This window comes from Thermodesulfobacteriota bacterium (assembly GCA_036397855.1).
GTDB lineage: Bacteria > Desulfobacterota_D > UBA1144 > Nemesobacterales > CSP1-2 > DASWID01.
This window is the reverse complement of sequence record DASWID010000095.1, coordinates 1-11,330: the sequence shown is the minus strand read 5'-3', so window position 1 is coordinate 11,330 and position 11,330 is coordinate 1. Positions and strand designations below refer to the sequence as shown.

The following is an 11,330-nucleotide window of genomic DNA, read 5'->3' as shown; positions in this document are numbered from 1 at the left end:
GCTGTGCCTTTCTGACGAAATCCGAATCTATTTCCAATCCGAATACGCCTGACGCCTGTCACGCCCCTTGCACACCCCATGAGCGCCTGTGACTCAGCAAGGGGGGCGTGCCAGGCTACTCATGGCCTCCGTCACTCGCCCTTGCATGGGCTCTCAGGGTCTCTGTCCTCGGGCTTCAGCCCCTTCGGGTCTTTCGCTGCCTGCGGGCAGAGCCCCTGATGAGCCGCAAAGCTCGTGCCCTCGGCACCGTGTGGCGCGGTTCGTCACTTGCCAGGGGCCGCCGCCTCTAAGGGCAAAAGGGCTAACTCCATTCGCACTGATAAATCGCCCAAGCATAGCACTCTCAATCACGCCTGATCAACTTTGGGAGACTGCCTGCGGCAGACTCCCTCCGTTGGCTCAAATAATGTGGTGTCGCATCGTGGCTTCGTTCCTTCGCCACCATGCGAGTTTTCAAGCCAGTCAGTTGTTGCCCTTCGTTGCTCACTCCGGGCAACTAGCCTGCCTGGCCTTCGGCCAGCTTCGGCGGGCAGGGCCGCCGCCTTGCCTTGCTTGGGCGCGGCATCCCCTTGATAAAAATCTCATCAAGGGGTCGGCGGCTTTCGTGCCTTCATTGCATTCAGGCACTCACCCATGCAGACCGCCTCAGCCCCGCCCCTCCCACCAGTCGGGGCTCCCCCGCCCCCTGGAAAGAACTAGATGACCCTGCTACTTGCCCCTTGCAAATGAACGAATCAACTTTTTTCTTGACACGTGTATAAATTTACAGTATATAAAGAACAATTTAACCTAAGGGTAGTTGATAATGATCGAGAGGGTTTTACTAACAGAACGCCAGCAAGACATTCTTGATTTTATTGCCAGTCAGATTGAAAGCCTGGGTTTTCCACCAACCATCTCTGAAATCCAAAAACAGTTCTCTTTTAAGTCGCCCAATGCGGCAGGACAGCACCTTAAAGCGCTTGTCAAAAAGGGATGGATTAAGCGACATCCCCATAAATCGAGAGGGATAGAAGTTACCGACACAAGTAAGGGTAAGGAAAAGAATGGTCGACCCAATACCGTCGCCGTTCCACTAGTCGGTAGAATCTCGGCAGGGTCTCCGCTACTTGCCGAAGAAAACATCGAGACAACAATTGGCGTAGATAAATCTCTGGTCCACCGATATGGGCGGCTCTTTGCTTTGACAGTGCATGGAGATAGCATGATCAAGGCCGGTATCTATCAGGGGGATATTGTCATAGCCCATCAACAGTCAATGGCAGAAAATGGGGATATAGTCATTGCCCTGCTGGGGGATGAGGCAACAGTGAAAAGGTTTTTCCGAAGGGATGGAGCAGTTGTCTTGCAACCTGAGAACGATACTATGCAGCCAATTAAGGTCTTGCCAAGAGAGGATTTCAGAGTTTTAGGGAAAGTTATTGCAAACTTGCGGAAGATTTCCTGAAGCGGCCATGTTTATCGACAAACAAGAAGCACTAAACAGACTCAAGGAGCTTGTTGGCAGGTTTCATTCTCATGCTAATGAATATTTGCGATCTGGCTCCGATTACAATGAAACTCAGCTTCGTAGAGATTTCATTGATCCATTCTTTGAATTACTGGGATGGGACATCACTAATGAAAAAGGCTTGGCTCAACACCTACGGGAAGTAGTCGTTGAATACAGCTTTGACGATGAAAGCTTTACCAAAAGACCAGACTATGCTTTCCGTGTAGCAGGTAAACGCAAGTTTTTCGTTGAAGCGAAAAAACCTTCTATCTCAATTAGAACAGATGGTAAACCGGCCTTTCAGGCTAAGCGTTACGGTTGGAGTGCAAGTTTGCCTGTTTGTATTCTAACGAATTTTGATCAGCTCATAATCTATGACTGCCGGAACGTTCCAAAATCAACAGATAACGCAAACGTAGCACGACGGAAAATATATTCTCACAGTGAGTATGTTCAAAAATTTGATGAGATTTATGCCTATCTCTCAAGAGAATCGGCTTTCTCCGGAAAATTTGATGAAGTATTCAGGGGTGATATTGAACATCCGGGCGCAGAACCTTTCGATGATTTCTTTCTCAAGCAGATTGAAAACTGGCGTGTGCAATTGGCCGAAGATCTCATCTCTAATAATCATGAACTGAATGTTGTCGAATTAAATTTTCTGGTACAACGCTTACTTAACAGGATTATATTTTTACGGATCTGTGAAGATCGGAATCTTGAAAAGTACGGTACGCTCAAGGACCTAGGAACAGAGAATACTTATCAAATCCTTAAAAAGCTTTTTGATAAAGCTGACAAAAAATATAATTCCGATCTATTTGATTTTATCGAGGATGAACTGTCCCTTAAAGTGAGCGTAGGTAGTCAGGTATTAATTTTGATCTTTAAAGAACTCTATTATCCTGAAAGTCCATACGCGTTCTCGGTCGTAGACGCAAAAATTCTTAGTGAAATTTATGAGCTGTTTTTATCTAAATCGGTTGAAGTAAAGTCTGGTGCCAAAGTTGTAGCCATCGAAAAGCCCGAAGTAAAACAATCCAGTGGCATCGTAAAGACTCCTGGTTTTATTGTTGAATCCATCCTTAAAAAGACACTTGTTCCATTGTGCAAGGGGAAAACACCTGAAGAACTCTCGAAACTCCGTTTGGTAGATATTGCGTGCGGTTCGGGTGCTTTCTTGGTAGCCGCCTACGATTATCTGATGAATTATTGTCTTGATTGGTATCTCAGAGATGGCATTCAAAAACATCAGACAAAGTTATATGAGGGCCCGAATAATGAATGGAGGCTTACTCTCGATGAGAAGCAACGGATTCTTTTAAACAATATTTATGGTGTTGATGTAGATGTCCAGGTTGTAGAAGTGTCACGATTTAGTTTGTTGTTAAAGATTTTAGAAAATGAGAGTAACGAAACAATAGAAGGCCATTTTGGAAAATTTAAAAAACAGGCATTGCCGAATTTGAATCAGAATATCGTATGTGGAAATAGTTTGGTAGACAAATCATATTATAGTTTTGACAAGCAAGCGCTCAAACAGGAGCAAAAATTAGAGAGAATAAATATTTTTGATTGGAATGATGCGTTTCGAGAAATATTTGAGGCAGGAGGATTTGATCTTATCGTTGGCAATCCACCATATATCCGCATTCAGAATATGGTGAAATATGCAGCGGATGAAGTTAAGTTTTACCAGAGTGAAAAGTCCCCCTATAGATGCGCTCAGGGCAGCAATTTTGATAAATATATGTTGTTCGTCGAGAGGGCTCTCAATCTTTTAAAACCTTCCGGACTTATTGGATACATTGTTCCCCACAAATTCTTCAAAATCAAAGCTGGCAAAGCGCTTCGTAGCCTCATCAGTTCAGGCAAGCATTTAAAAGAAATTGTTGATTTTGGAGTTCTTCAGGTGTTCGGAGGCGATACCACGACCTATACCTGTCTTTTAATCCTTAGCAAATCGCCCACACAAGAGTTCAAGGTTGAGCGAGTCAGAGACCTTTCGACATGGTGTGATGAAAAACCTGGTGCAATTATCTCGCTTGCCACACATAGCATTACTAGTGAACCATGGATATTTTTGCCGGAGAATGTTTTACAGCTTTTCGCAAGGCTTAGAGAGGGGAAACAGACCAAGCTTTCTGAAATTGCAGAGATATTTGTTGGTGTTCAGACAAGTAAGGACAGTGTATACGTTATTCATCCTCTGTCTGAAACAAGCAAGACTGTGATATTTCAGGATCTGAGTGGAAAGTCATGGCGAATTGAAAAGAGTATCTTACGACCATGTTTACTTGATGCTCCCCTTGAAGCATTTGGCAGACCCAAGCCCAATACCTACATCATCTTTCCTTATAAGGTTTCTGGGCGTACTGCCAAGCTGTATACAGAGGTAGAGATGCGCTCACAGTTCCCGGTTTGTTGGAAGTATCTAAAGTTTTATAAAACTGCGCTTATTCCTCCGAAGAGAAACGTTCAGAATTTTTCTAAAAAAACTTGGTACAGGTACGGGCGATCACAAAGTTTGTCTAAATTTGAAGGTGAAAAAATAATTTTCCCGATCCTTTCTACAGAACCACGATATGCCTATGATGACAATAATATTGTAATCACCGGTGGCGGCAATGGTCCTTACTACGCCATACGGCTAAAAAATAAGGTAACAGTCTCTCTCTTTTACTTACAAGCAATTCTTTGCAGCCCAGTGTTTGAGGCAATGGTGCGCTCTGGGAGCAGCTTTTTTAGAGGAGGTTATTATTCTCATGGGAAACAGTTCATTAAAGATATCCCCATTCGAAATATTGACCTTAAGAATTCATCAGATGCGAAGCTTCACAATCAGGTAGTTAATTTGGTGCAGCAGCTAATCGTACTTAACGATAAGACTACATCGGTTGCTACACCTCACAAAAAACTCTTGCTCAAGAGAAAAATACATTCATTGAGACAAGAACTAGATCTGTTGGTATGCCAGTTATATAGTATTCAACCGGTCGAGGTTGAATTATGCAAACGAATCTAACTCCTGAGTTTTTAAAACAGTGATCTTATGAAGCGGCTCCCGACGCATCGAAAACTTCGAGGTAGTTACTATACTCCAAAAGTTATTTGCGATTTTTTGGCTTCCTGGGCCATAACATCTTCAGAGGCAGCGGTACTTGAGCCAAGCTGTGGAGACGGCGCCTTCATCGAGGCTGCTATTGAGAGATTATTAGGGCTTGGAGTCACCAAGAAAAACATTAGCAAGCAAATTTCTGGTGTCGAATATGATCAAAAGGAAGCATTGAAAGCAATCGAGCGTCTTGAAAAGTATTGTATATCTCAAAGTCAGAAACAGATACATATCGGTGACTTCTTTGCCTATTGTGTAAAGCATCTTAACGATCAGAAATTTGATGCGATCATTGGAAATCCTCCATTTATCAGGTATCAATATTTCCCCGAGGAACACCGAGTGATTGCTTTTCAACTCATGAAACTAATGGGGCTTCGACCTAACCGCCTTACAAATGTGTGGGTGCCATTTCTTGTCGCCTCCGCGCTTCTGTTAAAAAAGCATGGACGGCTGGCAATGGTAATTCCAGCGGAATTGTTGCAAGTTAATTATGCCGCTGATCTCAGATATTTTTTGAGTAACTACTATAGCAGAATCACAATTTTCACCTTTAAGAAATTACTTTTCGATGATATTCAGCAGGAAGTTGTGCTTTTTACAGGAGAACGTGACGGTCATGAAAAGACGGGAATCACAATTGTCGAGCTAAATGACCTTGATGAACTTTCCCGTTATAAGCACACTTCTGCTGAGAGTGAACTAAAATTGATGGATCACTCAACTGAGAAGTGGACTCAATACTATCTGACTAATGATGAAATTCATCTAGTTAGAAAGCTACGTCAAGACAGAAGGCTTTGTGTTTTAGGGGATATCGCTGAAGTGGATGTTGGCGTCGTCACAGGAATGAATGACTTTTTTGTGCTTAGTAAGCCACAAACTACCGAATATAGACTTGATAAGTACACACAGCGGGTTGTTGGGCGGAGTGGACATCTTCAAGGTATTATCTTTTCTGAAGAGGACTTTCAAGAAAACATCAGGAAAAAATTTCCGGCGTTCCTTCTGGATTTACCGCCGGTAAACTTTGACAAGTTGCCGAAAACCGCACAAGAGTATGTGCTATCGGGAGAGAAACAGAGCCTGCACAAGGGTTATAAATGCAGCATTCGTAAGTTGTGGTACATCGTTCCTTCTGTTTGGGTGCCGGATGCTTTTATGCTGCGGCAAATTCACTATCATCCGAAGATCGTATTGAACGATGCCAAAGCTACATGTACTGACACAATTCACCGCGTACGATTTAAAAATAGTTTAGATAAAAAATATTTTGCCGGGGCTTTTCTGAATTCATTGACCTTCTCTTTTTCAGAGATAATTGGACGAAGCTATGGAGGTGGAGTGCTAGAACTTGAGCCCAATGAAGCAGAGAAACTTCCTCTTCCGTTCCCTTGTAGTGAAAAACTTGACTTCGATTTTTTAGATAAATCCCTACGCTGTGGAGAAGTTGAACACGTTCTTAAGATAAACGATGGAATTCTTCTAAGAAAAGGACTTGGTTTCTCAGAGAGCGAAGTCAGCCTACTACAGAACATTTGGTACAAGCTACGAAATCGGAGAATCGGAAGAAAGAAAAAATAGGGAGGGCCGAATGGTCCACAAATCCACAGATTCGGAAGCAGATTGATGTCAAATGTATTTGAAAAGGAGTTAATGTCATGACAACTCATGAGATAGGACGCACGATCAACGAGCACATTTTCGAAATACGCTATAAACCTAACGCTAAAATCCTTGATCATCGTGGAGTATGGGCAGAAAGCTTGTCTAAGCATCTTGAGCTATCAGAGTGGCTAATTGTGGAGAATAGGGTTGACGTTCATGATAAGGAAAATAAACTTAGGGTGTTCGTCGGTTTCAGCAATGCGGGGTGTGTGTGTTTTACGAGCCCAACGGCAACATTTTTTCCTGATAAGGTAGTTAAATTCTTTAGATTCGTTCTAGGTTTTGATGGATTCATTAACCCTCTCTTTGTCCAAAGGATTGGGATTCGATCAAAGTTCTGCACTTCTTTTGGCGGTAGTTTTGATGAACTTCGGGATCGATACGCTTCTCGATACTTAGTCCCGACAAAAGAACTAATAACAGCGTATGAGGCGAAGCTGATCGACATCGGAGGCCCCCTCAATTTCGCAGATAAGCATGGTAACTTTAATACCATGAGTGGACCTATGCCTAAAGATCAAATAAAGGAATTTTTTAGTCAAAAAACTGATTTTCCAGAAGTAGGTTTTTACTTTGATATTGACTACTGGCTGAAGCCAAATGCAGTGATGGAAGACAAGGAAATAGTGAATAAGATCTCGATTTTTTCGAGAGAAGCATGGTCTAAGCATGAAAAAATCAAGACTTTAATACTTACCAAGTAACTTGAAATGTCAAAAAAACAGAAAAAACGAATGCGAGAACGAGAGAGGTTCCAAGCATCGACCAGCTCGGCGACCGTAGAACAAGAAGTCCATTCAAATTCCACATTGGGCCCTGATGCTAGCTTGGAAGTTCCTACGGGTATGGGGTTGCTTTCGAGGGATACAACAAGCGCGCCTGAAATTGGAGAAGAAGAAGCGAGAGAACAGGCTTTTGCCCCAAGCTCAGTAGCACTTCTTGATAAATATTTGTTGAGTAAATTAAGTGTAGAGCAAAGTATTTTCGTTGCTGGTTTAGCCGTATGTGGTTGGATATTCATACAGGATAATGGCGCTAATAGATTAAATGACTGGAATACTGTGATTTGGACAGTGCAAAAGAGTGCTGTTGTCCTTAGTATTGCACTTCTGGCTATGGGTATTCTGTGGTTATATAAAAGGTTTACCAAATGATTATCAAATGTTTAAGCCTGCGTTCAGATAACTATTTCTGTCAGCATGCCGATGGGCCAACTTCCAGTTTTCTTGTGTAGTATGTATGCGGCGACTAGAATAAAGACCCGCTTTACAGCAATCCTGATCTGTGCCAGCTTATTTTTATCATCCTGTGGGAGTCTGTCACTGGCAGCGACCGAGACCCTTGAAGAAGCAAAATCTGGCTTAGTTTGTGTCGAATATAAAGATAATCTCACGTGGCAGAAGGTGGAAGAACTGCTCGGTGAACCGGATGAATTCCCTTTGCCTCAACCCGACCAGGATCTCAGTAAGAATGCCAGGGTCTATAAGAGCAAGAACGTAATCTTTTACACAGAGCGGCGGGAGATCCAGGAAGGGGAAAAGGTGAGGTTTCAGGAAGTCATCACCAAGATCGAAGTATGCGGGAAGAAATAGGGAAGATACATGGTCAGCGTTGATGAGTTTTTAAAAAGGTCCGGCGGGAAGGCCATGGTGTATAAGAATTTCAGGCTGACAGCCGGACAGGAGCTCACGGATAAGTTGACGCTTGCCATTCCTGACATGCACCTTCTTGAGAAAGGGCCGAACGACGATTTTCTCGATGGAAAACGAGCCAAAGAAACATTGGGAAAAAGAACGGCCCATGAAGAACGCTTTACGGATTTCCTGGATTTTCTCATCGAACTTAAGGCGAAGCTGAAAGAGAACTTAGAGATTGTCCAATTGGGCGATATGTATGATCTGTGGCAGGCCAGAGGGAATACCAATTTGATTGAGTCAAAATATACGAACGTTCTTGGACTCATGGAAAAGCTGAAAACCGTTTATGTCATCGGCAACCACGATATTGATCTCTGGCATTACTACCAAAAGAAAGGCGTCACTTTTAAACGAAAATGGCGACATTACGCCAAGAACAAAGCTAGTGAAGTCACGGTTTTCTATGAGCATGGGTTCCAGGCCGATTTCGCCAATAATCAGGATCGGTGGACCGGCGTCATTGGCCGTGAGATCACCAAGGTCATCAGTGCGATGGAGTATATCGAACCGGACATTGATCTGATCCTTGGTAATATTTGGGACTCGATTTCGCGGACATTTACGATCTACAATGCGGGATTGACTCCCGTCAAAGACCCGACAGGATTTAACACCCATGAATACATCAACTACTATGTCGGTGTCATTGAGAAATATCGGAACGGTCAAACCGATGATCACCAGCAGCTTCCAAATTTGGTCTGTGCTGTCATCGGCCACACTCACCAAGCCCGGTTAGTCACCCGTCCTCATAATGGCGCGACCTATTACCTGATGGACTGTGGCTCCTGGGTCAACGGAGGGCATGAATTCCGAATTATCACGGGGAATGAGATAGCAGTCTGTCAGTGGGGATAAAGGTTTGGTCCCATAACCTCCTTATGAAGAGATAAGCGTGTCTCCTCTATTGGATCTGACATGATCGTTGAGATTAAATGGCGACGGATTCGAGGAGAATCCGATCTCGCATGGGATTGGACACGTGTTTTATATGCCTACCTCGATCATCTTGCAAAAGAGATCCTTTACATCGGGAAAGCAGATGGTATCACGGTCAGGCAACGTTGGACCCGTTCTTCCAAAGTAGCGTTTTGGGATGCGCTGGAAAGGGAGCGGGGTATCAAGAAACACGTTGTCCTTGTCGGTGACGTAGCCATCGAGTCTGGGCGACGCCTGAGTCGTGAACTTCTTGCTGATGTCGAGAGCTTGCTGATTAAGCGAGTTCAGCCGTGGGGTAACATCATGAACAGGGAAAGCCGTATTTCGAGACCTGGATTACGTGTCGTGTGCGTCGGTGGGTGGAGCGGTTGGAGTTCGGAGTACCAAGACCGTTAAAGAAGCACAGTTATGCGGATCGCTCGAGTTCACATTGAACATTTTAGATCGATCAAAGAAACCACATTTATTCCAAGTTCCTACTGTGTACTGGTTGGAGAGAATAACACCGGTAAATCCAATGTTCTCCGCGCTATTAACCTGGTTCTCGGTGAAGCGTGGCCCAGTGAACGAAGCTTCTCTGAAGAGGATTTTTTCAGCCAAGATACATCCAAAGATATTGTCATACAGGTATATTTTGACAAGGAGATCCAGGACCAACCCAATGGGTATCAGGTAGGGATTGCAGGTTTTGAGCTTCGATGCAAAGCGTATAAAAAACTTGTTGGTAAGAAACCAGCAGGCACCCTCAAAGTGGATTATGTTTGCATTAATAGCAATGGGAAGGGAATTGTTTATCCAGCAACGCGGCTGAAGAAAGGTGAAAAATATGAGGGCCAGTGGTTGCCGCTTCGTGTATCTAACGACCGCCGTGAGGAAATCCCTTTCATTTACGTCGGTGTTCTTAGAGAATACGACCGTCAGAATCCTGGCAATCGCTGGTCTATCTTACGGAAAATCTTTAATGAGGTTAATACCGACTTTCTTAACGACAAGACAAGGGTCGATGTCACTTTAGCTGATGGAGCTATGCAGAAACTGACGCGGAAGGACGCTTTTGAACGAACGGTCAAAGATGCTTATAAGTATCTGCGCACGGATATGTTCGTGGATATTGAAAAGCGGCTGGCTGCAAATGCCATGGATCAAATGGGCTTAGATCCTGGTGAGGGAAAGATAACTCTGCATTTTGAAAGTCACGATCCTACTCATGTCTTCAAAAGCCTCCAACTCTATGTAGATCAAATGGGGATTACGAGTCCGGCTGGTGAAGTTGGTGCAGGCTTGCAGAGTGCTATCGTTGTAGGAATCTTCAGAACATACGAAGAACTTAAAAAAGAGGGAGCTGTTTTTGCTGTTGAAGAACCAGAAGTTTTTCTTCACCCACAGAAGGCACGTTACTTTGAAGCCGTTCTTCGGCGTCTTTCCGAAAATGGCAACCAAGTTTTTCTAACAACTCACTCACCGATCTTTGTACGCATAGACCAGCCTGAAACTGTTGCGAAAGTCCATCGCACGAAGGACCGGGGCACTTGGATTAGTCAAGCAACAAAGGTGGAGATCGCTGAAAATGATCGCAAGGCGCTGCGATTGATGACGGAGTTCGATGCACAACGCAATGAACTATTTTTTGCCAGCAAAGTGATGCTAGTAGAGGGAATTACGGAGAAGATAGCCCTTTCACTTGTATTTCGTGCGCTCGGTATAGACATTAACCAATCTGGAATCTCGATAGTCGAATGTGGAGGCAAGACAAAACTGCCTTTATTTGTACTCGTGGTAAAAGCGTTAGGTATTCCTTATATTGTACTAGCGGATGAGGACACGCATAAGGATCGACCGGAGAAAGAAAATAACAAGCACAAACAATGGAATGAGGCTCTTCAGAATGTCGCGGATGCTGATAGGCTCTTCTTCCTGAAGCCAGATTTTGAATCTGAGGTCGGTCTTCCACATGACGAATCCGAGAAGGTGAGCCAAGCACTCATTCGATTTCAAAGTATGAAAGCTGCTGAAGTTCCAGATTGCTTGAAGAATCCAATCAATCGGCTTCTGGAGATTGATAAACGTTAAAGGGAACTATCTGCTGTCGGCGTGCTCGGGCTCAACCTTTGGTTTTCGCTGGCCTGCGCGCGCCGACATCACTGACGTAAAACAGAATAAGGATAAAAGAATCGTCATGGCGGCGGCCCCTGGCAAGACCTGCCTGCCCTGTCTGCCGACAGGCAGGCGTTCAGGCAGGGACGAACCGCGCCACACGGTGCCGAGGGCACTCGCTTATGGGCGAGTGACGGAGGCCATGAGTAGCCTGGCACGCCCCCCTTGCTGAGTCACAGGCGCTCATGGGGTGTGCAAGGGGCGTGACAGGCGTCAGGCGTATTCGGATTGGAAATAGATTCGGATTTCGTCAGAAAGGCACAGC

The 11,330-nt window shown here is 44.3% G+C and carries 8 protein-coding genes; all 8 read left to right on the top strand.

The genetic code is table 11. From position 1 onward, the window contains the following. Positions 1-805: 805 nt before the first annotated feature. The 8 genes from lexA (at position 806) to VGA95_07265 (ending at position 10,981) form a co-directional block, all read left to right on the top strand. Positions 806-1,447, top strand: coding sequence for a transcriptional repressor LexA (gene lexA, locus VGA95_07300; protein HEX9666353.1), 642 nt, complete (start codon positions 806-808; stop codon positions 1,445-1,447). After that, complete coding sequence (locus VGA95_07295) at positions 1,422-4,517, top strand: DNA methyltransferase (protein HEX9666352.1); 3,096 nt, start codon at positions 1,422-1,424, stop codon at positions 4,515-4,517. The genes lexA and VGA95_07295 overlap by 26 nt, the downstream gene beginning before the upstream one ends. A 27-nt stretch (positions 4,518-4,544) precedes the next feature. Then, complete coding sequence (locus VGA95_07290) at positions 4,545-6,191, top strand: N-6 DNA methylase (protein ID HEX9666351.1); 1,647 nt, start codon at positions 4,545-4,547, stop codon at positions 6,189-6,191. Between the two features lie 77 nt (positions 6,192-6,268). Beyond that, positions 6,269-6,979 (top strand): hypothetical protein, encoded by a 711-nt coding sequence (locus VGA95_07285; protein ID HEX9666350.1) that lies wholly within the window; start codon positions 6,269-6,271, stop codon positions 6,977-6,979. Positions 6,980-6,985: 6 nt separating this feature from the next. Then, positions 6,986-7,429 (top strand): hypothetical protein, encoded by a 444-nt coding sequence (locus VGA95_07280; GenBank protein ID HEX9666349.1) that lies wholly within the window; start codon positions 6,986-6,988, stop codon positions 7,427-7,429. Positions 7,430-7,480: 51 nt separating this feature from the next. Next, positions 7,481-7,867, top strand: coding sequence for a hypothetical protein (locus VGA95_07275; protein HEX9666348.1), 387 nt, complete (start codon positions 7,481-7,483; stop codon positions 7,865-7,867). A 9-nt stretch (positions 7,868-7,876) separates the two neighbouring features. Beyond that, positions 7,877-8,830 (top strand): hypothetical protein, encoded by a 954-nt coding sequence (locus VGA95_07270; protein ID HEX9666347.1) that lies wholly within the window; start codon positions 7,877-7,879, stop codon positions 8,828-8,830. 489 nt (positions 8,831-9,319) lie between these two features. Next, complete coding sequence (locus VGA95_07265; protein HEX9666346.1) at positions 9,320-10,981, top strand: AAA family ATPase; 1,662 nt, start codon at positions 9,320-9,322, stop codon at positions 10,979-10,981. Positions 10,982-11,330: the final 349 nt, after the last annotated feature.

Excerpts from the sequence above, each read along its gene's own strand:
- lexA (HEX9666353.1), top strand. The coding sequence starts at position 806 with ATGATCGAGAGGGTTTTACTAACAGAACGCCAGCAAGACATTCTTGAT.
- VGA95_07290 (HEX9666351.1), top strand. The coding sequence starts at position 4,545 with ATGAAGCGGCTCCCGACGCATCGAAAACTTCGAGGTAGTTACTATACT.
- VGA95_07285 (HEX9666350.1), top strand. The coding sequence starts at position 6,269 with ATGACAACTCATGAGATAGGACGCACGATCAACGAGCACATTTTCGAA.
- VGA95_07280 (HEX9666349.1), top strand. The coding sequence starts at position 6,986 with ATGTCAAAAAAACAGAAAAAACGAATGCGAGAACGAGAGAGGTTCCAA.
- VGA95_07275 (HEX9666348.1), top strand. The coding sequence starts at position 7,481 with ATGGGCCAACTTCCAGTTTTCTTGTGTAGTATGTATGCGGCGACTAGA.
- VGA95_07270 (HEX9666347.1), top strand. The coding sequence starts at position 7,877 with ATGGTCAGCGTTGATGAGTTTTTAAAAAGGTCCGGCGGGAAGGCCATG.
- VGA95_07265 (HEX9666346.1), top strand. The coding sequence starts at position 9,320 with ATGCGGATCGCTCGAGTTCACATTGAACATTTTAGATCGATCAAAGAA.